We start from the raw sequence: 24,597 nt of genomic DNA, 5'->3' as shown, positions 1-24,597 counted from the left end.
GCTGTGACGAACTTTGAGTCAGAAATCCGCGAAACGATCGGATTTGGCGGATCAAAGATCGGAGTGGAATTCTTCGATCAGATGTTTAACGACAGCTCTGCCTGGATCTTCACCTTGTGCCGCAGCCTCAGCATGAACACGCCGCTGACGAGTGGCTGATGTGCCGCTTTCTGCGATCTGTAGCAAACGCGCAAGCTCGCTCATGGTGCCCAAAGCCTCTGCATCTTCGGCAAGCATACCCATAAGCTCACCCATGAGTTCAGCCATTGGTTTGATTGACCGGTCACCAAAGTCGATCAGACCCTCACCAACGCCATATCGTTGCGCCCGCCATCGATTTTCTCCGATCAGAAAGCGGTCGTATTGACGCCAACGCAGGTTGCGTTCTTTGAGACGACAGAGCATCCGTGTCAGTGCCTGATTCAGAGCGGCAAGCGATAGCGTATGCTCGAGTCTCGGTTGGACATCCATGATGCGGGTTTCAAGTGTGGGGAACCGATGCGAAGGACGCAGATCCCACCAGATTTTCGAGGTGTCCTCAATCACGCCCAGTTCGACCAGCACACCCGTGGTACGTTCATATTCGGACCAACTGCCAAAGACCGGAGGCAAGCCTGTTCTCGGCAAATTGTCAAAGACAGTGAGGCGGTATGATGAAAGCCCTGTATCCTCGCCATTCCAAAAGGGGGAGGAGGTTGAAAGCGCAAGCAGATGCGGTAGGAAGTAACAGAGCTGAGGCATCAGATCAGCGCGCAATGCAGGGTCTTCAACTCCTACGTGGACATGCATGCCACAGATCAGCATCCTGCGTGCCACACCACCAAGAGCATGTTGCAATGCGTCGTATCGTTCCTTGCGGGTGTGACTTTGGTTTTTCCAATCCGCAAAGGGATGGCACGAAACCGCTATCGGAGCCAGATTGTATTCCGCAGCGCGTTTGGACACGCAGGAACGCAGTCGTTTCAGATCTTCCCGCGCTGAAGCGATTGTGGTGTGGGGGCGAGTGCCAACTTCAATCTGACATTGCAGGAATTCAGGGCTGACCTGACCTTCGAAATCGGATTGGCAGGCTTCCATGAGTTCAGCAGGTGCTTCGGCAAGATGCAGGCTGTCGCGATCGACCAGCAGATACTCTTCTTCTATGCCAAGCGTGAATTCCTGCTGCATACGCGGACCTCTCGTCTATTTGTCAGACCAGTGAATACGGAATTGGCCTTTTTGCCAAGGGTTTGGGATTGTGGTTCTTGCAGAGGTCATGCAAGCAACGCTATGCAGCGTCCAAAGCCCAATGCCAAATCGGAGCCTTCCGCGTGAAACCCAGAAAATTCCCCCGGATCAATGCCGTCCTGGATCGGATCGGTGTCAAACTGATCGACAAGGTGACTGAGCGGGATGAACGCGCACGGCTTGAGGCGTTTGAACGGGCAGGGGGATTGGCACGTCCGGCGTATGCCCTGTCACCGGGAATGGACGATTTTGACATTTCCCAGCTGACCAATGAGTTTCATGAACACGCCGATGCCTTGGCGGCGTTGAAAGATCCCTCACGCAACAAGACCGGATATCGCATTGGTAACGGTTACTATGACAGCCCGGATGCTGAGGCGCTGTATCTGATGATCCGCCGTTTTCAGCCAAAGCGCGTGATCGAGGTGGGCTGTGGCAACTCGACCCGAGTGACACGGCAGGCGATCATTGATGGCGGGCTGGATACGAAAATCACAGCCATCGATCCGTATCCCCGTGCGGACATTGCTCACGTAGTCGATCAGTTCGAACAGAAACGGCTTGAAGAAGTCGATCCAGAGCTGTTTGCACAGCTTGAGGCCGGGGATGTTCTGTTCATCGATTCCAGTCATGTTGTGCGGATGAGCAATGATGTGGCGCATTTGTTCTGTCGGATCATACCGGCTCTCAAGCCGGGCGTAGTGATCCATGTCCACGATGTATTTCTGCCGTATGAATACCCCAAGCGTTTCTTCTATGACTGTCCCGGTTGGGGAGAGCAGTACATGCTGCACGCATTGCTGCAATCTGGTTCATATTCAATGCTTTGGCCGGGATACTACCTGCAGCAGGATCGCCCGGATGCGGTAGAATCCTTACCGTTTCTCAAGGATGGTCGCGCTCAAAGCATCTGGGTTCAGTACAACCCCGCGTGATCATAAAGTGATCCGGTTTTACTAAAGGCCCGTACCCCTTTCCATAACTAGCTGGAGAGGAGAAGACAGTTATGTTCCGCCGCACTTTCATGGGCGCTGCCGCCGCAATCGCACTGACCCTGCCGCTTAAGGCACAGGCTGCTGACATCGTTGACACTGCTGTATCGGCAGGTTCGTTCAATACACTGGTCGCCGCCGTTCAAGCCGCTGATCTGGTCGACACACTGAAAGGTAAGGGGCCTTACACGGTTTTCGCACCGACTGATGAGGCATTCGCAGCTTTGCCCGAAGGTACGGTTGAAACGTTGCTGTTGCCTGAAAATAAGGATCAACTCGTCGCGATCCTTACCTATCATGTTGTTCCAGCCAAGGTCATGTCGGGTGACATTGCAGGCAAGCGCGCCAAGGTTCTGACCGTTCAGGGCGACCGTCTGAGCGTGAATGCCAAAAATGGCGTGAAGGTAAATAAAGCCGAAGTCGTTCAGGCCGACATCGAAGCCAGCAACGGCGTCATCCATGTGATCGACGCAGTTCTTTTGCCGGAATAAGTTACCGCTTCACCACAATGAAAAAGCCCCGGTCCTTGTGGCCGGGGCTTCGTGTTTCAGAGGAGCCGGACCTTGGTTCCGACTTTAACCAGCGGGTAGAGTTCTTCGACATGCTGGTTGTAAAGGCCGATGCAGCCGGATGAGCTCTGACGACCGATTTTCCGTGTGTCATGGGTGCCGTGCACCAAATAGGCGGGCCAGCTCAGATACATCGCGCGGGTTCCCAACGGGTTGCCCGGGTCGCCACCCTCCATGCGGATCGGCAGGGATGGATCACGCTCGCGCATAGATGCGGTTGGTGTCCAGCTTGGGTTTTCACGCTTTCTGACAACCTCGGTGTATCCGCGTTTAGTCAGCTCTTCGCTCATTGGAACCGAGCTTGGGTACAGCTTGTAGGTGCCATTAGGTCCCCAATAGTGCACTGCTCGGCTGGTGATATCCGCCAGAAGACAGCCGACGCCCAGCTCATCAAAATGGTCCTGCCAGTTCTGCTGTGAGAACGAAGAAACATTACGACGCACAGGTAATTGAGTGCTGATCTCATCTTCAGTCTCAGGGAATGCATCGGAGCTTTGGGCGCGCAATAAGGTTGGTGCGGCAATAGCGGATGCTACGCCCAACAGGGCAGCGCGACGATTAATACGGGAACTGGACACTTAAGCCTCCTGAAAGACTGCTCAGATTTTTCGGCAATTTAGTTATTCGTTCACGCCAGAGCCAGATGTGTCACCTAAATTTTCTGTGAGATATCAGATTTACTTGCGAATTTTCGCCTGTCCGGACAGCAGATTAACCACTGTCCGGACACGATTTGCCTGTTTGCCGGACACGGGTTGGGCTATTTTTCGGACCATGTCTGCTCCAACTGCAAGAGACAGGCCCACAGTATTCCGGAGACCACACGATATGACCAAGAAATCAGAAACCTTGGAAATTCGCGTATCTTATGAGTTGAAAAGCAAGCTGGCTGATCTCAGCGAACAACGCGGATCGTCAATGAGCGAACTCGTACGCGGTGTGATCGACCGGGAGCTGGCAGGGCCGTCATCTGACAATATTGGAGAACATGACATGCCCGTTCGCTCATTGAGCAATTTTGCCCCCAAAACCCTCTACGTGCTACCTGTCTTGTTGCTGGCAGGGGTGTATTGGGGTTCGGCCCAGACACCTGCGCAGGCTACCCCCATGGCCCGTATGTTTTTCACCGAGCTTGATCGAAATGGGGACGGAGTGATCACAAAGCCTGAGTTCCAGCAATTCCTGACGCAGGAAGACGTGCTGTTTCTACCCGATGATTGTGACGCCAGCACTGAACCCTGCACGCCAGAAGCAATAGCTGCTGACGAAATCAGCCGTGCCGACGCAAATGCGGATGGCCATGTTGAGTATTCCGAGTTTGAAACCGTGTTTCTGGCAGAGCGTGCAATGGAGTTTCTGGAATACGACGCCGATGAAAATGGCGTTGTTTCACCTGATGAACTCGTTGCAGTTGATGTGCAGGACATAATCGAGTTCCCGGATCCCGAAATGGATGAGCCTTTGCCGGCCGAATGCCTGACAATGGTGGAAAACGGAAAGATTAAAGGCATCGCCAAAGCCTGTGTCCCTGAACATGATCTGCGGATGATGATGGCTGAGTTTGATGCTGATTTTGATGGGCAGATTACGCTGCGCGAGTTCCTCCAGAACTGATACCTCGCTGAGGAACTGAAAAAGGCCGCCCGATTGGGCGGCCTTTGGTACTTCGAAGGAATGGATTTTAGTCCATCGCTTTGAAGTTGAACTCGCCACCTTCCTTGATGCCCGACGGCCAGCGCGAGGTCACCGTTTTGGTGCGGGTGTAGAACTTGAAGCTGTCCGGGCCGTGCTGGTTCAGGTCGCCGAACATGGATTTCTTCCAGCCACCGAAGGTGTGATAGGCCAGCGGAACCGGGATCGGAACGTTGATGCCGACCATGCCGATGTTCACACGGCTGGCAAAGTCACGCGCCGTATCACCGTCGCGGGTGAAGATCGCGGTACCGTTGCCGTATTCATGATCCATCGCCAGCTTCAGCGCTTCTTCATAGGAACCTGCGCGGACGGTCGACAGAACCGGACCAAAGATCTCCTGCTTGTAGATGTCCATTTCGGGAGTCACGTGGTCAAACAGGTGCGGTCCGACAAAGAACCCGTCCTCATAGCCCTGCAGGCTGAAGTCGCGGTTATCGACAACCAGCTTAGCGCCTTGTTCCACGCCCGAGTTGATCAGGCCAAGAATGCGTTCTTTTGCTGCGCCGGTTACGACCGGACCCATGTCGACATCATCACCTGCGGTGTAAGGGCCAACCTTCAGCTTTTCGATGCGTGGGACCAACTTTTCGATCAGCGCATCGGCAGTTTCCTCACCAACCGGAACAGCGACCGAAATGGCCATGCAGCGTTCGCCGGCCGCACCGAAGCCTGCACCGACCAGCGCGTCCGCTGCTTGGTCCATGTCAGCATCGGGCATGACGATCATGTGGTTCTTCGCACCGCCAAAACACTGCGCGCGTTTACCGTTGGCAGTTGCACGCGAATAGATGTACTGCGCGATCGGGGTCGATCCAACAAACGAGACGCCCTGAATGATCTCGCTGTCTAGCAAGGTGTCCACAGCTTCTTTGTCGCCGTTCACGACCTGGAACACACCTTTGGGCAGGCCGGCTTCGACAAACAGTTCTGCCAGCATCAGCGGAACGGATGGGTCACGCTCGGAAGGTTTCAGGACAACGGCGTTACCACATGCCAGAGCCGGGCCGACGTGCCACAAAGGCATCATGGCGGGGAAGTTGAAGGGCATGATCGCCGCGACAACACCCAGTGGCTGACGCATGGAATACATGTCGATGCCCGGGCCCGCGCTGTCGGTGAATTCACCTTTCAGCATCTGAGGGGCGCCAATGCAGTACTCGATCACTTCGAGACCACGCTGCAGGTCGCCCTTTGCGTCGGGGATGGTTTTGCCGTGCTCGCGGCTCAGCGCTTCGGCCAGCTTGTCCATGTCACGGTTCATCAGGCCGACCATGGCCATCATGACACGGGCGCGCTTTTGCGGGTTGGTTGCACCCCAGGCAATCTGTGCGGCGGCTGCGTCTTCGATCGCCGCTGTGGTTTCAGCCACACTTGCCATCGGGCATTTGTACTGAACTTCGCCGGTTGCAGGGTTGAAAACGTCGTCGAAACGGCCGGATGTACCCGCCACGTTCTCGCCGTTGATGAAATGGGTCAGATCTTGCATTGCAAACTCCTCCGGTAAATTTGCGCGCAGAATAGGCTTGCAGAAATCCCGCGAACAGAGGCAATGTCTCAAAAGAGCTTTGCAAAATTGCAAAAGGAAAGAGATGAACCCAAATTGGGATGACATGCGGGTCTTTCTGGCCGTCGCACGCGAGGAAAGCCTTTCGTCCGCAGGCCGATTGCTGAAGATTGATCCGGCGACCGTCGGGCGGCGAATTGCCCGTCTGGAAACCGCCCTGAATGCTTCACTTTTTACGAAATCTCAGCAGGGTTATCTGCTCACACCAGCAGGTGAGCGCTTAATGGATCACAGCCTGCACGCCGAAGAGGCGATGCGTGCGGCAGCAGGCGCAGTAGCCGGTTCAACAAAATCTCTAAGCGGTCAGATAAGGATCGGAGCGCCGGATGGCAGCGCAAACTACTTGTTGCCGCAGGTTTGCGCCAAAATCAGTGATGCGAACCCTGATCTGGACATTCAGATTCTCGCGCTGCCTCGCATTATTAACCTGTCCCGCCGCGAAGCTGATATGGCGGTTACAGTCAGTGCGCCTACGGCAGGGAAGCTGCTGGTGCAAAAAGTCAGCGATTACAAATTGCATCTGGTCGCGACCCGGGAATATCTGGATCGCCATGCCCCAATTCAATCTGTCGCCGATCTTGGGGGGCACCGTCTGATCGGATACATCCCCGATATGATTTTTGACCGTGAGTTGGATTATCTCAACGATATCGGCGTTGACCGTGTTGCGCTTGCATCAAATTCGGTCTCTGTGCAACTTCGACAGGTTTCGTTGGGAAGTGGTGTCTGCGTCGCTCATGACTTTACGCTGCCGTTCCATCCTCATCTTCGTAAAATACTGACGGATCAAGTCAGTTTGACCCGTAGTTTCTACCTCGTTCGACATCAGGGGGATCACCGCAACGAGCGGTTGAACCGCTTTGCAGATGCCCTGACCAAAGGTATCCGCGACGAGGTTGCGCGGCTTGAAGCCGAAGCCCAACCTTGACAGGGTCTTTCATTCCGGCAACGCTTTAAAAAACAGTACGTTATTCCGGAGGTTTTTTCGCTTATGCTTGTTCAGGCCATTCTGAAATCCAAAGCGGCGGGCGGGGTTGTGACCGTCGAACCGTCAGCAACAGTCTCGGAAGCTGCAAAAATTCTGGCTGAAAAACGTATTGGTACGGTGGTCATATCAGAAGATGGTGGTCAGACAGCATCCGGTATTCTGTCAGAGCGTGACATCGTAAGAGAACTGGCGGCAAGTGGCAGCGGGTGTCTCTCGGAACCCGTCAGCGCCTATATGACCCGAGATTTGGTGACAGCCAGCCGCCAGGACACTGTACAGGATATCATGTCCAGAATGACAGAAGGCCGGTTTCGACATATGCCGGTTCTGGAAGACGGGCAGCTTGTTGGAATTGTGACTTTGGGCGATGTGGTCAAGGCTCAATTGACCGAACTGGCCATGGAAAAAGACGCATTGCAAGGCATGATCATGGGGCACTGATCGGGTTTCAGCCTGATGCCGCCTCTTGCACACGCGGCGAAGTTGTGTTTGCTTGCGCAGAAATAAAGTTGCGCAGGAGACAGTGATGCGCGTTGGATTATATCCCGGAACCTTTGACCCGATTACTCTGGGTCATATCGATATCATTCGCCGCGCCGCAGCGCTGGTCGACAAGTTGGTCATCGGAGTTGCGATCAATCGGGACAAGGGCCCTTTGTTCTCACTCGAAGAGCGCGTAGCCATGATTGAGGCGGAATGCGCCTATCTGACCGAACAAACCGGTACTGAGATTGTCGCGCATCCCTTTGAAAACCTGCTGATCGATTGTGCCAGAGATGTCGGTGCCCAGATCATCGTACGCGGCCTGCGTGCTGTTGCTGATTTCGAGTATGAGTTCCAGATGGTTGGGATGAACCGAGCCTTGGATGATTCAATCGAAACCGTATTCCTGATGGCTGAGGCGAGACATCAGGCCATCGCATCCAAACTGGTAAAAGAGATCGCCAGGTTGGGTGGGGACGTGTCAAAATTTGTCACGCCCCGTGTCAACACTGCATTGCGCGAGAGGTTAGGCTAAAGCGCCCATCGCTGCTGCAGTATCCAGCATCCGGTTCGAAAAACCCCATTCATTGTCATACCAGGCGAGAACACGAACCAGTGTTCCGTCGGTGACTTTGGTCTCCGACAGAGAGACGGTCGAACTATGGGCGTCATGGTTGAAATCTACAGAGACCAGAGGACGATTTTCTGCGGCCAATACGCCGGGGATTTTTTCTGCGGCCTCGATGAACAACGCGTTCACTTCTTCTTCAGTTGTCGGACGGGAGACTTCGACAACCAAATCGACCACGGAAACGTTAGGCGTGGGTACGCGGATGGCCTGACCCGTCAGTTTGCCCTGAAGTTGTGGCAGAACCAGACCAACTGCAGAGGCCGCACCTGTCGTTGTCGGGATCATCGACAACGCTGCAGCACGCGACAGGTAGGGGTCTTTTCCAGCCGTGTCATGAACGGGTTGGCTGGCCGTATAGGCGTGCACGGTTGTCATGTTTCCGTGCCGAATGCCCAATCCTGCATCAAGTGCCGCTGCCACCGGTGACAAGCAATTCGTCGTGCAGGACGCGTTTGAAACCACCAAGTCCTCGGCAGTTAGCTCATGCTCATTCACACCGAACACTACAGTTTTGACAGCGCCATCGCCGCGAGCGGGAGCTGAGATCAGCACCTTTTTTGATCCGTTTTGAAAGTGACGCGACGCTGCCTCACGCGTACGGAATACACCAGTGCATTCCAGAACCACATCAACGTCTGACCAAGGCAGGTCTTCCGGATTGCGTTCGCTGGTCAAGCGGATAGGGCCGCGACCGACATCGAACCCAGCGTCACTCAGGGTGACCGTATCTTTATAGCGTCCATGAACACTATCGAATTCGAAGAGATGGGCGTTCATTTCAGGTTTGGCCAAATCGTTGATCGCAACGATCTCTACGTCTTGGCGCCCGGATTCCATTACGGCCCGCAGTACGCCTCTCCCGATACGTCCAAAGCCATTGATTGCCAGTTTCAGTGTCATTTTGCGCTCCGTCTGAATAGCCGTCCGGCTTCGGTTTCATGGTCAGTTAGCGCTAACAAAATCAGGTGAGAGAAAAAGTCAAGCAAAACCTCTGTCAGCGCCAGAAGGCCAGCCAGTCAAGAAAGTCGTACAACTTCTTTCCAAGGAACAATAAATGCTCGGTCCCATAGAGTGTGTAGTCGAGCATGAACCCGCCAAGAATTAGAATTCCGAGCCAGATGGCGAGTTGGTTGGTCATTACGGCCCCGAACAAGAAAGCCCGCTCAGATAACCTGAGCGGGCAATGCTGTTCAAGCAATCAAGCCGATGTCAGTTAAGACGGCCCATTGCGACGGCTACATCGGCCATACGAACCGAAAAGCCCCATTCGTTGTCATACCAGGCCAGAACCCGAACCATGCGATTGTCAACAACGCGGGTCTGATCCGGTGCGAAGATCGAGCTTTCTTCGGTATGGTTGAAGTCGGTCGAAACCAGTGGTGCGGGTTCGTATCCCAGAACGCGCTGCATCGGACCTTGTGCTGCATCCTGAACGATTGCGTTCACCTCTTCTGCGGTGACGTCACGCGACGCGCGGAAGGTCAGGTCAACAGCTGACACATTCGGGGTAGGGACCCGGATGGCCGATCCGTCGAGGCGGCCTTTCAGGTTCGGCAGTACTTCACCCAGTGCCTTGGCAGCGCCGGTGCTGGTTGGAATCATCGACATAGCAGCAGCACGGGCGCGGTACAGATCGCTGTGGCGGCGGTCCAGGGTCGGCTGATCGCCGGTGTAAGCGTGGATCGTGGTCATGATGCCATGCTCGATACCGATGCCTTCGTCCAATACCTTGGCAAGCGGGGCAAGGCAGTTGGTGGTGCACGAACCGTTGGACACCATTTTGTCTTCGGTTGTCAGGTCATTGTGGTTCACACCAAAGACGATTGTCTTGTCTACATTCTTGCCAGGGGCCGAAAGGAGAACCTTCTGGGCACCGCGGTCAAGGTGAGTTTTGGCTTTATGACCATCATTGAATTTGCCGGTGCATTCCAGAACGACGTCGCAGCCATCCCAATCCAGCTCGTTCATGTCGTAGGTAGAGAACATCTCCATCGGGCCGCGGCCCAGATCCATGGTGTTCCCATTGATGGATACGTCACGCGGGAAACGACCATGTATGCTGTCATATTTCAGCAGATGAGCCGAGGTTTCCAAGGGCCCGGTTGCATTGACCTTGATCACTTCGATGTCGTTGCGAGCCGATGCCGCGATGTGCGACAGGGTACAGCGGCCGATGCGGCCAAAACCATTGATACCGACCTTGATGGTCATCAGACGTCTCCAAATGCGCTTGCTTTGCAGGCCATATAGCCGCGAATTGACAATCTCAAAAGGGCAAAAGTGGCATATTTTTAAGGTGTTAGCGCAAACCTGCACCGGTTGCGCTAACGCTTGCGCTAAGCGTTGGATCAGGTAGGTTCCGAATGCGGCAGGTGAAAGGAAAGGAAGCACCATGAGCGGTTTGTTGGCCCTGTTGGACGATGTAGCAGGGATAGCCAAGGTTGCGGCGGCGTCCGTTGACGATGTGGTCGCGGCTGCAGGTAAGGCCGGGGCGAAAACAGCCGGTGTGATCATTGACGACGCAGCCGTCACTCCAAAATACGTTCAGGGATTTGCACCAGCGCGCGAGCTGCCGATCATCTGGCGCATTGCACGCGGATCTCTGTTCAACAAGATTATCCTGTTGCTTCCGGTCGCCTTGCTATTGGCGAACCTGGCACCCTGGCTGATAACGCCCCTGCTTATGATCGGTGGGTCCTATTTATGTTTCGAAGGGGCCGAAAAAATCTTTCACGTACTGTTTCCGCATGGCAGTCACGTGATCGAAGACGACATGAATGTGCGCGATCCCGGCCATCTGGAAGAGCAAAAGGTCAGGGGGGCCATCAAGACCGACTTTATCCTGTCTGCGGAAATTATGACAATTGCGCTGGCGGCCATTGAAGCTCCGAATCTGTGGATGCAGGCAGCAACACTGGCGGTCGTTGGAATCGGGGTTACGCTGGCGGTGTACGGGTCTGTTGCGTTGATCGTAAAAATGGATGACGTCGGGCTGTATCTGGCGAACAACGCACCTACACCAATAGGACGCGGTTTGGGGCGCGGGTTGGTCAAGGCGATGCCAGCTGTAATGAAGGTGCTTTCGATCGTCGGAACTGCTGCGATGCTGTGGGTTGGTGGGTCGATCATCATTCACGGAATGGAAGTGCTGGGCTTTGGCTGGTTGGGCCACCACATCCACGACTGGGCCTATGCCATCGGGCATTCCGTGTCGGATCAGTGGACTGCAGTTGTGGAATGGGTGTCCAAAGCCACGATGGACGGCATTTTTGGTCTGGCTTGGGGGATGGTTCTGATTCCATTGGCCACAAAGCTCATCGCACCGCTCCTGAGCAGCATATCGGGCGACTCTCAAAAGCACTGACGCAAGGTCACAGATGTCCAGGTCATGCCGTGTTCTTATGCTCGGCGTGACCTGAAGAATTGAGAGTCCCATGACCGAATGCACACTTTCGGACGCCCTTGATGCTGTAGAATGCAGCGAGGGGCGCGTTCAATGTCCCTTGCCGCCGAACTGGATGCAGGGACGTACGAGTTTTGGCGGATTTACGGCCGCTATGTTGCTTAACGCTGCGCGTACACAGCATCACGATCTGCCACCGCTTCGCTCGGCCCTGATCAATTTTACGGCTCCTATTGGCGAAGGGCCGTCCATCGAAACCGAGATGTTGAGACAAGGTCGCAATGTCACCACGCTGAGCGCTCGGGCCGACATTAGTGGAAAGACGGCGGCGATGGGAACCTTCTCGTTCGGTGCGGCACAACAAAGCCTTGTCTCGGTTGCGTGTCCGCCCATACCCAGCCCGGCACCAGAGGATACCCTCGGTTATCTGCCGCCCGGCGTCACCAAAGGACCGATCCCGTTTTTTAACAACTTTGATGTTCGGCTTATCGAGGGGGCGCTACCGTTCACCGGTTCAGACAGCGGGTATGTACGGGTCTGGGCTCGTCACAGAGATGAACGAATGCGGGATCGAATCGAAGGGTTGATAGCGTTGGCCGATGTGCTGCCGCCGAGTATTTTCTCGCTGTTGACAAAGCCGGGCGCGAATTCGTCGATGAACTGGATGGTGAACCTGTTGTCCGAGACGGTTCAAACCGACGACGGCTGGTGGCTGATGGAGAACCAACTGACTGCTGGTCGAGATGGCTATAGCTCGCAAGTGATGCGGATGTGGAATACGGACGGAGAGCTTGTGGTAGACGGGATGCAATCCGTCATTATCTTTATCTGACAAGTAATGCATCCATCAAAAAAAGCCCCGGTTGTGACCGGGGCTTTCGATAATTTAGTCTGCCTGCGAAACGCGGGTTTAACCCAGCAGTTCCTTAACCTTGGCCACGGTTGCCTCGACGGTGATGCCGAAGTGCTTGTACAACTCGCCAGCGGGGGCGGATGCACCAAAGCTCGACATGCCAATGAAACCAGCCTTGGCCTCGCGGCCGCGTTCACCCAAAAGCCAGCGATCCCAGCCTCCGGCGCGGACGGCGGCTTCGATGCCGACGCGAACTGCACCCGCTGGCAGAACGCGCTTGCGATAGGCTTCGTCCTGTTCAGCGAACAGTTCCATACAAGGCATGGAGACAACGCGGGTGCCGATACCTTCGGCCTCAAGCATGGCTTTGGCTTCCATCGCCAATGACACCTCGGACCCGGTGGCGATCAGGATCGCCTGACGTTTGCTCTCGGCCTCTGCCAGGACATAGGCACCTTGTGCGGTCAGGTTCTTGGCCTTGTGCTGGGTCCGTACGGTCGGCACACCCTGACGGGTCAGTGACAGGACGGAAGGGCTGTCCTTGAAGGTCAGCGCCAGTTCCCATGCTTCGGCGGTCTCAACGGTGTCTGCTGGGCGGAACACATAGGTGTTCGGCGTTGCGCGCGAGATCGCCAGATGCTCGACTGGCTGGTGGGTCGGGCCGTCTTCACCCAGACCAATCGAGTCATGGGTCATTACGAAGACAGACGGCACCTTCATCAGTGCTGCCAGACGCATGGACGGGCGCGCATAGTCGGTGAAGGCCATGAACGTACCGCCATAGGGGCGGATGCCGCCATGCAACGCCATGCCGTTCATCGCGGCTGCCATGCCATGTTCGCGGATACCGTAGTGGATATAGCGACCCTTGCGGTTTTCGGGCAGGAACACGCTCATATCCGAAGATTTGGTGTTGTTCGAACCGGTCAGGTCAGCCGAACCGCCTACGGTTTCCGTCATGATCGGGTTCACGACGTTCAGAACCTTCTCAGACGATGCGCGGGTGGCTAGTTTCGGTTGATCTTCCGACATCTGCTTTTTGAACGAGCGGATGACACCTGCCAGTTTTTTGGGAGCTTCAAACGCATAAGCGCGGTTGAACTCGGCCTGCTTGCGCTCGGATAGCTGCGCGAAACGCTCTTCCCAGGCAGCGCGTTCGGACGCACCACGGGCTCCGATGGCTTCCCATGCTGATTTCACGTTGGCCGGTACTTCAAACGCGTCATGCGGCCAGCCATAGCCATCTTTTGCAGCTTTCAGCTGGTCCTGATCGGTCAGTGCACCGTGGCCTTTCGACGTATCCTGCGCAGCGTGACCAAGAGCAATGTGGCTCTCGCATGCGATCATCGTCGGTTTGTTGGATTTCTTTGCCTGGATGATCGCCGCATCAATCGCCTTGGGGTCGTGGCCATCGATTTCGATGACATGCCAGCCTGACGCTGCAAATCGACGAACCTGATCCGTACGATCGGCGATATCAACTGTTCCATCGATGGTGATGTTGTTGTTGTCCCAGAAGACGATCAGTTTGCTAAGCTCGTGACGACCGGCAAGGGTGATCGCCTCTTGGCTGACGCCTTCCATCAGGCAGCCGTCGCCTGCGATCACGTAAGTATAGTGGTCAACGACCTTCTTGCCGTAATGCGCGCGCTGAATTTCCTCGGCCATTGCAAAGCCGACGGCGTTGGAAATGCCCTGACCCAGTGGGCCAGTCGTGGTTTCGATGCCATCAACCAGGAAGTTCTCGGGGTGACCCGCAGTTTTGGCGCCCAACTGACGGAAGTTTTTGATTTCTTCCAGCGTAACGTCGCCGTGGCCTGTGAGATACAACAGCGAATAGACCAGCATCGAACCATGGCCAGCCGACAGGATAAAGCGATCACGGTCAGGCCAGTTCGGAGCCGATGCGTCAAACTTCAGGTGCTTTTCGAACAGCACGGTCGCGACATCGGCCATGCCCATCGGCATGCCGGAATGGCCGGAATTAGCAGCGGCAACAGCATCAAGGGTCAGGGTGCGGATAGCCGCAGCCTTGTCCCAGTGTTCGGGGTTGGCAGTACGCAGCGCAGTCAGGTCCACGGGTGTTGTTCCTTTGGATTACAGGCAGATTGCGCGCTCAATACCATCCAACCCTCAAAGTGCAAGCAGAACCGGGCGTGACACGCCGTCCTTGGTTCAACAGTGGTGCTCAAGTACTTGAAAGCAAAGAGTGGGTATTTTCCGGAACATTCCGTTAGACTAGGGACGAGCGGGGCTGGATTCGATTCGGCCAACCGAGCAACAGAATGAACCTTGGTAAAGAGGTGACAGGGGCATGAGTCAGATCGAGGAACTACAGCGCCGTATAGTAGCCGCCATGGAGCGGATCGGTTCGGGCGTCGAGGCATTGGGTGAAGCGGCCCCCGCTGGCGGAAATCAGGATCAGGAGCTGCGCGCAGCACTTGATGAAGAGCGGGTCGCGAATGCTCAGTTAGAAGAACGCCTCAAATCCCTGAAAGAAAGACACGATCAGGAAATCGACGCGATGCGCGCCGATATCGAAACGCTACGGGCGCAACCGGTAGATAGCGCCGAGGCCGATGGCTTGCGTGAGCAGCTTGCTGAAGCCGCCGAAAAGCTGGCCGCAGTTGAGGCAGCGCGTGCCGAGCTGGCCGAAGCTAAAGCAGCGCTGGAAGATCGCGATGAAGTTATGGCGCTCAAAGCCGAAATTGAATCGCTGCGCGCCGAACAAGAAAACGTCGAAGATCCTGCACCGCTACGGGCAGAGTTGGAACAACTCAAGCCAATTGCGGGTAAGGCACAGGAGCTGGAAACCGAAATTGCAAAGCTTCGGTCCGAACTTGCCGACAGCGAAAGGGTCGCGGAACTAAGCGCAGAGCTGGATATGCTGCGGGCCGAACGCGCAAGCCACGGCGCGGCGATGTCTCGCCTTGATGACGATCTTCAGCGACTGCGCAAGGCAAACGATCAGTTGCGCGAAGCGGTAGAGGAACTGCGTGCCGCAGCCGAAGATGGTGTGCCGGATGCTGAGTTGCTGAATCGCGCGACCGTTGCCGAGCTTGAGGCGACACGGGCTGCACGAGCAACGGACGCAGCTGAAGCCCATGCGGTTCTGGCGCGTCTGGAGCCGTTGCTGACCCATGCCAACCTGGCTGAAGGAGAGGTGGAATAATGCCCGAGGTAACCATTCATATCGGTGGACGCGGCTTTGAAGTCTCTTGTCAGGAAGGCGAAGAGGTGTTCCTGCAATCTGCTGCCAAGATGTTGGACGACGAAGCACAGGTCTTGTCGGACCAGATCGGTCGCATGCCGGAATCACGGATGCTGCTGATGGCTGGTCTGATGCTGGCTGACAAAGCAGCGGCCAGCGAGGATCGCATCAAAACCGTCGAATCCAAACTGGCCGAAGTTGAAGCTGAACTGACAAACCTGAAGAATGCGCCTGCGCCCGAACCCGAGCGTGTCGAAGTTGCCGTAGTCCCGCCATCGGTCACCGATACACTGGCTGAGTTGGCCGCAAGGGCAGAGGCGCTGGCGTCGGTTGTCGAGGAGAAATCTGCAAAATGAACATACTGCGCGCAATCGCCTGCGGAGCACTGATGATGGTGCCCGCCACCGCAGCGCTGGCCGAGATTGATATCCTTTCGGTTACCTTTACCTGTGAAAACAACGTGCCGGTGCCAGTAAGCTATTTCAATGCATCGGACGGGTCTGGGGCAGCAGCCTTGATTGTGGACAACAGCCTGGTGGCAATGCGTCAGGTACCTAGTGGCTCGGGCATTCGGTACGAGTCGGTAGGGAGCGACGGAACCTATATCCTTCGCTCCAAGGGCTGGAATGCTACGATCAGCTATCAGGCGGCAGGATCTGCCGCCAATGAGCAGGTCATTTATCAGGAATGTACCAGCCGGTAATGCCTGATCAGGCGTTAGCCTCACGGATTTTGTCGGCTGCTTCTTTGTTGTAGCCGACACCGTTGTCGTCAAACAGGGTATCCAGCTCACCGGACAGCGTCATCTCGGTGATGATATCGCAGCCGCCAACAAACTCGCCTTTGACGTAAAGCTGCGGAACGGTTGGCCAGTCGGAATAATCCTTGATGCCCTGGCGGACTTCCTCATCGGCCAGAACGTTCACGTCAGTGTAATCCACGCCCATATAGTTCAGAACACCCGCCACACGCGAAGAGAACCCGCATTGCGGCATCTCTTTAGTGCCTTTCATATACAGCACCACATCGTTAGCTTTGACGGTTTCGTCGATTTGGGTCTTAACGTCGCTCATTTCGCGTTTCCTTAATCTTACCCGTATGCCCGGGCTGTCATTTCGTCAGAGGGATTGGCGGCTTTGCCGCGAACTCCGTTCTTCTATTTTCTGGTTCGTTTCGTGAACCTTGTCGATATCGGCAACTTTCGTCACCCCGTCAGGCTCCCAAGGTCGGCGTTTCAAAGCCTCAGGGTCCGGACGCATGTCTGATAGCCGGCGTTTGGTGTTGCGCTTCAGATAGGCCTCGATCAGGGCAGCGGCAACCACAAGCGCCAAGATTGCTCCTCCAATCCAGATGATCCAGTTACTCATTTCTTTGGAGTCATGATTTTGGCATACTCCTGAGGGTCTTTGGGGACACGAACCACAATTCCGTGTCCACCACCTCCGCCGGAGTCATAGCTCGCATTTACAAGCTGCTCGCCTTGCCCGGGTTCTATTCCACGCTCCGGTTTGGGATCTGATTTGGCTCTGCTGCGTGCCAATAGGGCCACGAGGATCACAGCTGCTAGAATTCCAGCAATGACCATCGCTGTTTGCATCACTCCGGCACTTTCGTTGTCAATGCCAGCGCATGAAGCTCACCATCGGGGCCGTCCATCTTGCCCTTTAGTGCTGCATAAACCGCACGTTGCTGCTGAACCCGATTTTTCCCGCGAAAGCTCTCGTCCACAACCATTGCAGACATATGAACACCATCATGCCCGCCGACCTGAATTTCCGCATCGGGAAAGGCTTCTCGCAGCAGGTGTTCAATTTCGTGGGCGCTCATCGGCATGTAGGTTTCTCCTGAAGGTCTTTATCAAGATGTAGAGCGATGCAGGAGCCCGTGCAAGGGTGTGCAGTGCTCTCAGAAATAGCAAATCCTGCGCCGTATATTAGGCGCAGGATTTTGAGTTTTCGCTATCTGGTGCCAGCAGTCAGGCCACGGCCTCGGCAAAGCTGGAGCGGAAGGTTGCTGTCAACTCTTCCAAAGGTGCCTCTGATGCGCCGATCTTGACGCTGTCACCGGTGAAGCGACCCACAGATACCAATGGAACACCTGCCTGACCTGCGGCGATCATCAGCGCTTCGGCCTGATCAAAATTGCAGGCAACCAGATAACGCGCCTGATCTTCACCGAACAGGAATTCGGTTGATGCGTCATCCAGGTGAATGCCGACTTTGGCGGCCTCGGCCAGTTCAAACGCTGCCAGAGCAAGGCCTCCGTCACCCAGATCGGTGCAGGCTTTGATCATGTCGCGGTTCGCGCGGATAAATTCGCCGTTGCGCTGCTCGGCCTCAAGGTCAACATGCGGCGCATCGCCGTCTTCGCGATTGAAGACTTCGGCCAGCAGGGCGGACTGACCCAGATGGCCATTCGTTTCTCCAATCACCATCGCAACGTGACCTTCGCGCACTTCATTGCCAATGATTTCATCGGTGTGAGACAGCAGACCAACCGCACCAATGGTTGGGGTCGGCAGGATCGCCTGTCCATCGGTTTCGTTATAGAGCGAGACATTGCCTGACACGATTGGCATGTCCAGAGCAGCTACTGCAGCGCCGATGCCCTGTATCGCGCCAACGAACTGACCCATGATCTCTGGCTTTTCTGGGTTGCCAAAGTTCAGGTTGTCAGTCGTCGCCAGCGGCTTGGCGCCAACTGCTGTCAGGTTGCGATAAGCTTCGGCTACAGCCTGTTTGCCACCTTCTTCAGGGTTGGCCCGGACATAGCGCGGCGTCACGTCCGACGTGAATGCCAGTACCTTGTCGGTTCCATGTACACGGATCATGCCCGCGCCCAGACCCGGCGTGCGGGCTGTGTCGGCCATAACCATAGTGTCATATTGTTCGTAGACCCATTGTTTACCGGCATAGTTTGGTGAAGAGAGCAGGGCGCGCAGACCATCGATCGGATCGATCTGAGGTACTTCTGCCAGTTCTTCAGCCTGGGGTGTCGGCACCCAGGGGCGATCATATTCAGGAGCGGTCGAGGCGAGTTTGGACAAAGGCAGATCCGCTTTGACTTCGCCGTTGTGCATGATCAGAAAACGGTCTTCGGCAATCGTTTCGCCAACGATGGCAAAGTCCAGATCCCACTTTACGAACACCGCGCGGGCCTCGGCCTCAAGCTCGGGCTTGAGAACCATGAGCATGCGCTCCTGAGACTCGGACAGCATCATTTCATAGGCTGTCATGTTCTCTTCGCGCTGCGGTACGGTTTCCAGATCGAGGCGTACGCCCAGACCGCCTTTGTCGCCCATCTCAACGGCGGAGCAGGTCAGGCCCGCAGCACCCATATCCTGAATCGAGATTACGGCACCGGTCTGCATCAGCTCCAGTGTCGCTTCCATCAGGCGTTTTTCGGTGAAGGGGTCGCCAACCTGAACGGTGGGACGCTTTTCTTCGATCGTGTCGTCGAATTCGGCAGAGGCCATTGTCGCACCACCAACACCGTCACGGCCTGTCTTTGCGCCAAGGTAGACGACGGGCATACCAACGCCAGAAGCTGCCGAGTAGAAAATCTTGTCGCTGTCCGCCAGACCGGCAGCAAATGCGTTTACGAGGCAGTTGCCATTGTATGCAGGGTGGAAACGAACTTCGCCACCGACACAGGGAACGCCGAAGCAGTTGCCATAGCCGCCAATGCCTTCGACCACGCCGTTGACCAACTGGCGGGTCTTGTGATGACCCGGCTCGCCAAACGACAGAGCGTTCATCGACGCAATCGGACGTGCACCCATGGTGAAAACGTCGCGCAGGATGCCACCCACGCCGGTCGCCGCGCCCTGATAGGGTTCGATGTAAGACGGGTGGTTGTGGCTTTCCATCTTGAAGACCACGGCCTGACCATCGCCGATATCGACAACACCAGCATTCTCACCGGGACCGCAGATGACCTGAGGGCCCGAGGTTGGCAATGTACGAAGCCATTTCTTGGAGGACTTGTAGGAACAGTGTTCGTTCCACATCGCCGAGAAAATGCCCAGTTCGGTAAAGCTCGGCTCGCGCCCAATGATCTCGAGGATCATATCGTATTCTTCGGGTTTCAACCCGTGTGCAGCAATCAGATCCGGTGTGATGGCGGGCTCTTGCATGGTCTGTCCTGTTTTCAAGGTGGCCGAGTTTGGGCGCCTTTTAGGGCAAGGGCGCGCCGGTGGGAAGGGTCAAGAGCGCGCAGCCCCTTCAGAAGCGCTGTCCGACATAGATATAAAGCTGATCTTCATCCAGATTGTTACGAGCCCAGTCCACTGAAAAATCAACCGGGAACTTCTTGGACACGCGATAACGTGCACCCAAACCAAAGGCGGAATGCGTTCCACCATCTGAAAGATCGGAAAAGCTGTCGCCGGTTTGACCGACACCACCAAACGCTACAGCGCCGATACGCTTGGTGAATTGATGGCGATACTCTACCTGCAGCGAGGCTGAGCGAAAGTCGAGGAACTGGGTCACCGGGAACCCGCGAAAGGCGTCTGTCCCACCTAACGAGCATTGATCAAAGAACGGAGTCTCTTGCGATGCCGCGCACGTTGATACTCGAGCTGCGATAACGCCATTGGGGATGGGGTTGAAGTACTTGGTGAAGTTCACGAACGACTTGGAGTAATCACCAGTAATACCCTCGAGCGTGTAACTATGTGACGCCTCAAAGTTGAGATTGAACCCTTTTGTTGGGTAGATGGTATCGTCGCGGGTATCCCAGTTGGCCACCAAGGCGGGGGTGACAATCTCCATGTTAAGAAACCGATCGAATGGCGGCGGTATCGGTGGCAAGCCTAGACCATCGGGGCTGATCGATGTGTTCAGATAACGAACCGCAATCCCTGCTGAAATATCTGGTGTGAAACCGTATGACAGTTCGAGTCGGCCAAGGTCGCCTTCCTGGGTGATCGGCAGACGCCCGATGGGAGTGAAGAGATCGTAGTTGATATTGGCCTTTGCATAGAGCGATTTGATCAGCCAGCGATTGTTGTCGAAGGCGAAATTTGCGGCGCCACCATAAGCTTCGCTGCCATTGCTGGATCGCAAAGCAGCCAGGCCAATCAGCGAAGGTTTTGAACCTTCATCAATTGTGAACAGATATCCTGCTGCAAGAGTAAGCCCGGAACCAATTGTTGGATCTGAGAAGGGAATGGGTACCACGATGACCGAGCCATTCCCAAACCCTACGGTTTCTTCTTCCTGTGCGTCATCGAAAGTATCGACATTAGGCTCAAGCGTGACCGAACCGGCAATGGTGACAGACGCGCTGCATGCAAGAATTGGCAGAACTAGAGTAATGGCATGAGGTCGCATGCACTTTACCTTATTCGAAAAGAAAAAGGGGCAGCGAAGATATCTCCGCTGCCCCTGAAAGTTGGTTGGGTCAGGCTGGTCCCTGTTCCTTGTTGACCGCATCACTTGCGGCCGCGCCAATTGCGGCCTTTTGCTGGTCGGACAGGTTTTCAGCCTCTTCTAGGCCCGGTATCGCGACGCGCACTTCGCGACGGGCAAAGTCGATGCCGTTTTCCTTAAAGGCCGCTTTGACCCGGTTGAAGATTTCCTTGCGCAGCGTGAACTGCTTACCGGGTTTGGCCATGAATTTACCGCGGATGATCATGCCGACATCGTCAAAGTCGAACACGCCCTGTGACTTGAACGGCTGGAGGAAGCCATCCTTGTGGGTTTCGTCCTCCATCATCTCGGCACCGATCTTTTTGAAAATCTTCTTCACTTTGTTCGGATCCGTGTCGAAAGGAACAGTGAATTTCAGTTTCATGATGACCCAGTCACGGCTGTAGTTGGTCAGCTTCTGAATCTCACCATAAGGAATGGTGTGAACCGGACCGCGGTGGTGACGCAATTGCATCGAGCGGATCGAGATTTTCTCGACCGTACCCGTGGTTCCGCCGACATCAACGTATTCGCCAACACGGAAGGCATCGTCGATCAGGAAGAAAATACCACCAACGATGTCCGAAACCAGCTTCTGTGCACCAAAACCGATGGCCAGACCAAGGATACCAGCACCGGCCAGCAGCGGTGTGATGTCCATGCCTAGTGCGCCCAGCGCGAGCAGGCCGAAGATAACCGCAATTGCGACCTGTGCCGTAACGCGCAGCAGCGGCAGGACAGTTGCAAGGCGTGAACCGCCTGTACCGCCGCCTTCGCCCGCTTCCTCATCGGGGCTTTGGCCTTCGGTCTCTTCTTTCGCTAGTCGGCGGTTGATCCAGAGCGAGACGACCTCATTCAGGATATAGCCGAAGGCAACGAGGATGAAGAATTGGATCACACGTCCGCCAGCATCAGTTCCGGCGCCCGCGATTTCTTGCAGATCCAGATCCCAGGCATTTGCGATCATCAGAACGATGAAGATACCTGCCAGAACACGACCGATGCGAATATAGCTGCGTTTCGTGGATTTGTAGGCACGTTCAGCGATTGCGCCATGTCCCATGATGGGCGGTTGCAAATGCCGTACCAATCCTCTGATCAGCGTGTCGAGCGCTGGCAGGATCAGCAACCAGAACATTGTCGCAAAGTGTGCACCTTCGGCGGCCATCGCGACCAGTTGCGGGTCTTTGGTGGCTGCAAGATATTCAACCACGAACCACATGACGAAGGACACGCCGATTGCGAAATAGGGATAAAATTCGGCTACCCATTCATCAAACTCGGTCCGGTCGGGATCGGTGCCGCGCATCATGTCGCTCAGACCTTTGCGTGCGGTCCAGGCAATCAGGCCGATATAGATATGGATCGATGTGTTCAGCCAGAAACCCAGTCGGGTCTCGCCCATTTCGACACCGTTGAGGGTGTTGAAGCGGATGATGAACATGGTGAACCCTATCAGCAGGAACAGACCGATCAGGTTGCGATGCAGGTATTTGGCCCAATGATCGTCGATGTTAACCAGTCGAAGTTCGGACCTTTCGGGAGCGAGCACGAAACGGGAAATTGCAGCGCCAAGCCTTGGGAACCAGATCAGGAAAAATACGAATGGAGCAACCTGTGCGATTTGCTCGGGGTTCAGCAGTTGACGACCAACAAAGACGAGCGTGTAGTAAAAGACCACTAGGCCCAGCAGTTCCCGGCAAAAACGTTTGATCAGGAACATGACTGCTCCGCGCAAATCGTGTTCGGCATCTCCCGGGACGGCTTTGATCCAGCGACGTGTCCAAATACCAACGATCTTTTCAGCGGCAAAACCTATGGCCAGCGCCAGGAAGGTAAAGCCGAACAAGGTCATTAAGCCGCTTGAGCCAAAAGCCTTGCCAAAATTGGTAATTGCTTCGATCTGCAAGGTTACAAGGGACGGCAACTTTCTGATTACATCCACCCAGGATGCAGCCATTGCTGTGGCTGTTTCGGTGACTCGCGTCACCAGACCCTTCTTTGCAGGCGCCTGAGCCTGTTTGGCCGCAACAGCATCAAGCCGTTCAAGCAGTATCGAGCGGACCTGATCGTCAGACATACGGGCGACGAGATCGTCCACCTGATCGGGCGTCAGATCATCTGGAATGGTGACCGGAGCGGGCGCGGAAGAGGAGGTGCTGGTTGATGGCACCTGTGCGAACGCTGGTACCGCGAAACAAATCGCGGCAAGCAACGCCAGCACAAGGCGTAGTGGGTGGAACATTTGCTTTCCCTCGAAGGCAGAAAATTTGTTTATTTTCCCGCATCATAGCCATACCGGGGGGAAATTCCCAGTGAAATTGGGATGGTGCGACCTTCGAAACTACAAAGTACGAAAAAAAAGGCCGAGCATTAAGCTCGGCCGTAGTCCAACAGGGAGGTATGAAGATGATGAGCGTTTCAGCATCACCGCCTTCGAGTGCTCATTTAGTTATCACTGTATGTACGTTCAAGATTTTTTCACAAACATTGGTACATGTCCGCTATGTCATAGGCGCATAGCTAGAGTTTTCCCAATTGCCTCAGATGCTTGCGGTGCGCGATGATCTCATCCTGAACGAAATCCCGGAAGGCAGCGACACGTTTAGAATGTCTTAATTCTTCGGGATAGGCTAGATAGACAGGTACATCGGCGCTTTCAATGTCTGATAGTATCGGGACCAGATCAGGAAAATCTTCGGTCACATAGTCAGGCAGCACACCAATACCCAGATTGTGCAGTACCCCCTGCAATACACCGAAATAGTTGTTCACGGTCAGCAGCGAGCTTGGGTTACAGGTCATGAGGTGTCGCACCATTGACGCGCCAGCGCCAACCTGTGGCGCTGACGGGGTCTGGCAGATCAAACGATGCTTGGCGATATCTTCGAGTGTCTGAGGCGCGCCACCATGGGTGTCCAGATAATCGCGGGTCGCATAAAGCAGCATTTGAACCGTCATCAGCCGTTTGCGCACCAGATCTGCCTGGCTGGGTTCTTTCATGCGGATTGCAACGTCAGCTTCGCGCATCGGAAGGTCCAGAACACGTTCTTCCAGCATCAGGTCGATGTTGAGATCGGGGTATTGCTCATAAAGCTTCGGAAGGCGCGGGGCCAGCCAAAGGGTTCCAAACCCGAAGGTGGTCGTTACGCGAAGAACGCCGAACACTTCGTCTTCGCTGTCCCGGATGCGCGCAGCAGCTGCATCCAATCGTTTGGACATGGCAGAAGTGGCGTCGAACAGAAGCTCACCCTGTTCGGTCAGAATCAGGCCGCGTGCATGACGGTGAAAAAGGGTGGCATCCAGTGATTCTTCCAGTGCACGAATTTGTCGACTGACTGCAGATTGGGACAGATTCAGCTTGTCTCCCGCATGAGTGAGACTGCCCGCGTCAGCTACTGCGTGAAATATTCTAAGCTTGTCCCAATCCATAACCGCAACTTTCGTTATCCTCACGCAGCCCTATATGAAAGAGGTAACAAATTCCACATTCAAACGGCGAAATCGTTACGCAATAGGGGAAAATCACTATACAGGTCAGCTTTTATGACCTAAAATGTTTACAAA

Annotated in this window: 26 protein-coding genes; 11 read left to right on the top strand and 15 right to left on the bottom strand. The window is 55.1% G+C overall.

The genetic code is table 11. The annotated features are described in order from the left end of the window. Positions 1-51: 51 nt before the first annotated feature. Complete coding sequence (locus tag GOX61_RS00925) at positions 52-1,167, bottom strand: carboxylate-amine ligase (protein ID WP_170330566.1); 1,116 nt, start codon at positions 1,165-1,167, stop codon at positions 52-54. 143 nt (positions 1,168-1,310) lie between these two features. On the opposite strand from GOX61_RS00925, the gene GOX61_RS00920 reads away from it, so the two are divergent. After that, positions 1,311-2,162: a class I SAM-dependent methyltransferase gene (locus tag GOX61_RS00920; protein ID WP_170330564.1), complete on the top strand. Its 852-nt coding sequence runs from the start codon at positions 1,311-1,313 to the stop codon at positions 2,160-2,162. Between the two features lie 71 nt (positions 2,163-2,233). Beyond that, positions 2,234-2,710 carry a fasciclin domain-containing protein gene (locus GOX61_RS00915; RefSeq protein ID WP_155147054.1) on the top strand — a complete coding sequence of 159 codons (477 nt, stop codon included), beginning with the start codon at positions 2,234-2,236 and terminating at the stop codon, positions 2,708-2,710. A 56-nt stretch (positions 2,711-2,766) separates the two neighbouring features. On the opposite strand, the gene GOX61_RS00910 is transcribed toward GOX61_RS00915, so the two are convergent. After that, positions 2,767-3,366, bottom strand: coding sequence for a L,D-transpeptidase (locus GOX61_RS00910; RefSeq protein WP_170330562.1), 600 nt, complete (start codon positions 3,364-3,366; stop codon positions 2,767-2,769). A gap of 250 nt (positions 3,367-3,616) precedes the next feature. Here GOX61_RS00910 and GOX61_RS00905 point away from each other — a divergent pair, with 250 nt between their 5' ends. Continuing rightward, positions 3,617-4,402, top strand: coding sequence for an EF-hand domain-containing protein (locus GOX61_RS00905; protein WP_170330561.1), 786 nt, complete (start codon positions 3,617-3,619; stop codon positions 4,400-4,402). A 67-nt stretch (positions 4,403-4,469) separates the two neighbouring features. Here GOX61_RS00905 and GOX61_RS00900 read toward each other — a convergent pair whose 3' ends face one another. Continuing rightward, complete coding sequence (locus tag GOX61_RS00900; protein ID WP_155147052.1) at positions 4,470-5,969, bottom strand: CoA-acylating methylmalonate-semialdehyde dehydrogenase; 1,500 nt, start codon at positions 5,967-5,969, stop codon at positions 4,470-4,472. Between the two features lie 103 nt (positions 5,970-6,072). Here GOX61_RS00900 and GOX61_RS00895 point away from each other — a divergent pair, with 103 nt between their 5' ends. The 3 genes from GOX61_RS00895 to coaD all read left to right on the top strand — a co-directional run bounded on the left by GOX61_RS00895 (position 6,073) and on the right by coaD (position 8,053). After that, positions 6,073-6,975 carry a LysR family transcriptional regulator gene (locus GOX61_RS00895; RefSeq protein ID WP_170330559.1) on the top strand — a complete coding sequence of 301 codons (903 nt, stop codon included), beginning with the start codon at positions 6,073-6,075 and terminating at the stop codon, positions 6,973-6,975. Positions 6,976-7,038: 63 nt separating this feature from the next. Next, positions 7,039-7,476, top strand: a complete 438-nt coding sequence (locus tag GOX61_RS00890) for a CBS domain-containing protein (RefSeq protein ID WP_155147049.1) — start codon at positions 7,039-7,041, stop codon at positions 7,474-7,476. Between the two features lie 85 nt (positions 7,477-7,561). Further along, complete coding sequence (gene coaD / locus GOX61_RS00885) at positions 7,562-8,053, top strand: pantetheine-phosphate adenylyltransferase (protein ID WP_155147047.1); 492 nt, start codon at positions 7,562-7,564, stop codon at positions 8,051-8,053. Here the strand turns inward: coaD and gap (GOX61_RS00880) are convergent. The 3 genes from gap (GOX61_RS00880) to gap (GOX61_RS00870) form a co-directional block, all read right to left on the bottom strand. Continuing rightward, positions 8,045-9,049, bottom strand: a complete 1,005-nt coding sequence (gene gap, locus GOX61_RS00880; RefSeq protein WP_170330558.1) for a type I glyceraldehyde-3-phosphate dehydrogenase — start codon at positions 9,047-9,049, stop codon at positions 8,045-8,047. The two genes, coaD and gap (GOX61_RS00880), sit on opposite strands and share 9 nt — an antisense overlap. A 94-nt stretch (positions 9,050-9,143) precedes the next feature. Beyond that, positions 9,144-9,287, bottom strand: a complete 144-nt coding sequence (locus tag GOX61_RS00875) for a hypothetical protein (protein WP_170330556.1) — start codon at positions 9,285-9,287, stop codon at positions 9,144-9,146. Positions 9,288-9,358: 71 nt separating this feature from the next. Further along, positions 9,359-10,360, bottom strand: a complete 1,002-nt coding sequence (gene gap, locus GOX61_RS00870; protein WP_155147045.1) for a type I glyceraldehyde-3-phosphate dehydrogenase — start codon at positions 10,358-10,360, stop codon at positions 9,359-9,361. Positions 10,361-10,541: 181 nt separating this feature from the next. Here gap (GOX61_RS00870) and GOX61_RS00865 point away from each other — a divergent pair, with 181 nt between their 5' ends. Then, positions 10,542-11,513, top strand: a complete 972-nt coding sequence (locus GOX61_RS00865) for a DUF808 domain-containing protein (protein ID WP_170330554.1) — start codon at positions 10,542-10,544, stop codon at positions 11,511-11,513. A gap of 70 nt (positions 11,514-11,583) precedes the next feature. Next, positions 11,584-12,384, top strand: a complete 801-nt coding sequence (locus GOX61_RS00860; RefSeq protein WP_170330552.1) for a thioesterase family protein — start codon at positions 11,584-11,586, stop codon at positions 12,382-12,384. 78 nt (positions 12,385-12,462) lie between these two features. On the opposite strand, the gene tkt is transcribed toward GOX61_RS00860, so the two are convergent. Further along, positions 12,463-14,484, bottom strand: a complete 2,022-nt coding sequence (tkt, locus tag GOX61_RS00855; protein WP_170330551.1) for a transketolase — start codon at positions 14,482-14,484, stop codon at positions 12,463-12,465. 235 nt (positions 14,485-14,719) lie between these two features. Between tkt and GOX61_RS00850 the strand changes: the two genes are divergently transcribed. Genes GOX61_RS00850 through GOX61_RS00840 form a run of 3 tightly spaced genes read left to right on the top strand, consistent with a single transcriptional unit; the run spans position 14,720 to position 16,319 of the window. Then, the gene (locus GOX61_RS00850) at positions 14,720-15,577 is read left to right on the top strand and encodes a hypothetical protein (protein ID WP_170330549.1); all 858 of its coding nucleotides are present in this window, start codon (positions 14,720-14,722) and stop codon (positions 15,575-15,577) included. Next, positions 15,577-15,972 carry a cell division protein ZapA gene (locus GOX61_RS00845; RefSeq protein ID WP_170330547.1) on the top strand — a complete coding sequence of 132 codons (396 nt, stop codon included), beginning with the start codon at positions 15,577-15,579 and terminating at the stop codon, positions 15,970-15,972. Before GOX61_RS00850 ends, GOX61_RS00845 begins: the two co-directional genes overlap by 1 nt. Next, positions 15,969-16,319: an MliC family protein gene (locus GOX61_RS00840; RefSeq protein WP_170330545.1), complete on the top strand. Its 351-nt coding sequence runs from the start codon at positions 15,969-15,971 to the stop codon at positions 16,317-16,319. Before GOX61_RS00845 ends, GOX61_RS00840 begins: the two co-directional genes overlap by 4 nt. Before the next feature lie 7 nt (positions 16,320-16,326). Here the strand turns inward: GOX61_RS00840 and grxD are convergent, their stop codons facing one another. The 8 genes from grxD to GOX61_RS00800 all read right to left on the bottom strand — a co-directional run bounded on the left by grxD (position 16,327) and on the right by GOX61_RS00800 (position 24,462). Beyond that, positions 16,327-16,689, bottom strand: a complete 363-nt coding sequence (gene grxD / locus GOX61_RS00835; RefSeq protein ID WP_155147033.1) for a Grx4 family monothiol glutaredoxin — start codon at positions 16,687-16,689, stop codon at positions 16,327-16,329. A gap of 45 nt (positions 16,690-16,734) precedes the next feature. Continuing rightward, positions 16,735-16,983, bottom strand: coding sequence for a hypothetical protein (locus GOX61_RS00830; protein ID WP_170330543.1), 249 nt, complete (start codon positions 16,981-16,983; stop codon positions 16,735-16,737). After that, the gene (locus tag GOX61_RS00825; RefSeq protein WP_170330541.1) at positions 16,980-17,201 is read right to left on the bottom strand and encodes a hypothetical protein; all 222 of its coding nucleotides are present in this window, start codon (positions 17,199-17,201) and stop codon (positions 16,980-16,982) included. Before GOX61_RS00825 ends, GOX61_RS00830 begins: the two co-directional genes overlap by 4 nt. An 11-nt stretch (positions 17,202-17,212) precedes the next feature. Continuing rightward, the gene (locus tag GOX61_RS00820; RefSeq protein ID WP_155147029.1) at positions 17,213-17,449 is read right to left on the bottom strand and encodes a BolA/IbaG family iron-sulfur metabolism protein; all 237 of its coding nucleotides are present in this window, start codon (positions 17,447-17,449) and stop codon (positions 17,213-17,215) included. 142 nt (positions 17,450-17,591) lie between these two features. Beyond that, a complete protein-coding gene (purL, locus tag GOX61_RS00815; RefSeq protein ID WP_170330540.1) occupies positions 17,592-19,751 on the bottom strand; it encodes a phosphoribosylformylglycinamidine synthase subunit PurL in 2,160 nt (719 codons plus the stop codon). A gap of 88 nt (positions 19,752-19,839) precedes the next feature. After that, a complete protein-coding gene (locus GOX61_RS00810; protein WP_170330538.1) occupies positions 19,840-20,952 on the bottom strand; it encodes a BamA/TamA family outer membrane protein in 1,113 nt (370 codons plus the stop codon). A 70-nt stretch (positions 20,953-21,022) separates the two neighbouring features. Further along, positions 21,023-23,275 (bottom strand): mechanosensitive ion channel family protein, encoded by a 2,253-nt coding sequence (locus GOX61_RS00805; RefSeq protein ID WP_155147023.1) that lies wholly within the window; start codon positions 23,273-23,275, stop codon positions 21,023-21,025. A gap of 278 nt (positions 23,276-23,553) precedes the next feature. Further along, the gene (locus tag GOX61_RS00800; protein ID WP_155147021.1) at positions 23,554-24,462 is read right to left on the bottom strand and encodes a LysR family transcriptional regulator; all 909 of its coding nucleotides are present in this window, start codon (positions 24,460-24,462) and stop codon (positions 23,554-23,556) included. Positions 24,463-24,597 lie beyond the last annotated feature (135 nt).

This window comes from Ruegeria arenilitoris, from assembly GCF_013030265.1.
In the GTDB taxonomy this organism is placed as follows: domain Bacteria; phylum Pseudomonadota; class Alphaproteobacteria; order Rhodobacterales; family Rhodobacteraceae; genus Ruegeria; species Ruegeria arenilitoris_E.
This window is presented reverse-complemented; position numbering and strand designations above follow the sequence as displayed.

Bases quoted from the DNA above. Each gene is read 5' to 3' on its own strand.
- GOX61_RS00875 (WP_170330556.1), bottom strand. From the start codon at position 9,287: ATGACCAACCAACTCGCCATCTGGCTCGGAATTCTAATTCTTGGCGGG.
- GOX61_RS00925 (WP_170330566.1), bottom strand. From the start codon at position 1,167: ATGCAGCAGGAATTCACGCTTGGCATAGAAGAAGAGTATCTGCTGGTC.
- gap (WP_170330558.1), bottom strand. From the start codon at position 9,049: ATGACACTGAAACTGGCAATCAATGGCTTTGGACGTATCGGGAGAGGC.
- GOX61_RS00890 (WP_155147049.1), top strand. From the start codon at position 7,039: ATGCTTGTTCAGGCCATTCTGAAATCCAAAGCGGCGGGCGGGGTTGTG.
- GOX61_RS00860 (WP_170330552.1), top strand. From the start codon at position 11,584: ATGACCGAATGCACACTTTCGGACGCCCTTGATGCTGTAGAATGCAGC.
- GOX61_RS00840 (WP_170330545.1), top strand. From the start codon at position 15,969: ATGAACATACTGCGCGCAATCGCCTGCGGAGCACTGATGATGGTGCCC.
- gap (WP_155147045.1), bottom strand. From the start codon at position 10,360: ATGACCATCAAGGTCGGTATCAATGGTTTTGGCCGCATCGGCCGCTGT.
- GOX61_RS00895 (WP_170330559.1), top strand. From the start codon at position 6,073: ATGAACCCAAATTGGGATGACATGCGGGTCTTTCTGGCCGTCGCACGC.
- grxD (WP_155147033.1), bottom strand. From the start codon at position 16,689: ATGAGCGACGTTAAGACCCAAATCGACGAAACCGTCAAAGCTAACGAT.
- GOX61_RS00800 (WP_155147021.1), bottom strand. From the start codon at position 24,462: ATGGATTGGGACAAGCTTAGAATATTTCACGCAGTAGCTGACGCGGGC.
- GOX61_RS00845 (WP_170330547.1), top strand. From the start codon at position 15,577: ATGCCCGAGGTAACCATTCATATCGGTGGACGCGGCTTTGAAGTCTCT.
- GOX61_RS00905 (WP_170330561.1), top strand. From the start codon at position 3,617: ATGACCAAGAAATCAGAAACCTTGGAAATTCGCGTATCTTATGAGTTG.
- coaD (WP_155147047.1), top strand. From the start codon at position 7,562: ATGCGCGTTGGATTATATCCCGGAACCTTTGACCCGATTACTCTGGGT.
- GOX61_RS00830 (WP_170330543.1), bottom strand. From the start codon at position 16,983: ATGAGTAACTGGATCATCTGGATTGGAGGAGCAATCTTGGCGCTTGTG.
- GOX61_RS00865 (WP_170330554.1), top strand. From the start codon at position 10,542: ATGAGCGGTTTGTTGGCCCTGTTGGACGATGTAGCAGGGATAGCCAAG.
- purL (WP_170330540.1), bottom strand. From the start codon at position 19,751: ATGCAAGAGCCCGCCATCACACCGGATCTGATTGCTGCACACGGGTTG.
- GOX61_RS00850 (WP_170330549.1), top strand. From the start codon at position 14,720: ATGAGTCAGATCGAGGAACTACAGCGCCGTATAGTAGCCGCCATGGAG.
- GOX61_RS00805 (WP_155147023.1), bottom strand. From the start codon at position 23,275: ATGTTCCACCCACTACGCCTTGTGCTGGCGTTGCTTGCCGCGATTTGT.
- GOX61_RS00825 (WP_170330541.1), bottom strand. From the start codon at position 17,201: ATGGTCATTGCTGGAATTCTAGCAGCTGTGATCCTCGTGGCCCTATTG.
- GOX61_RS00900 (WP_155147052.1), bottom strand. From the start codon at position 5,969: ATGCAAGATCTGACCCATTTCATCAACGGCGAGAACGTGGCGGGTACA.
- GOX61_RS00820 (WP_155147029.1), bottom strand. From the start codon at position 17,449: ATGCCGATGAGCGCCCACGAAATTGAACACCTGCTGCGAGAAGCCTTT.
- GOX61_RS00915 (WP_155147054.1), top strand. From the start codon at position 2,234: ATGTTCCGCCGCACTTTCATGGGCGCTGCCGCCGCAATCGCACTGACC.
- GOX61_RS00810 (WP_170330538.1), bottom strand. From the start codon at position 20,952: ATGCGACCTCATGCCATTACTCTAGTTCTGCCAATTCTTGCATGCAGC.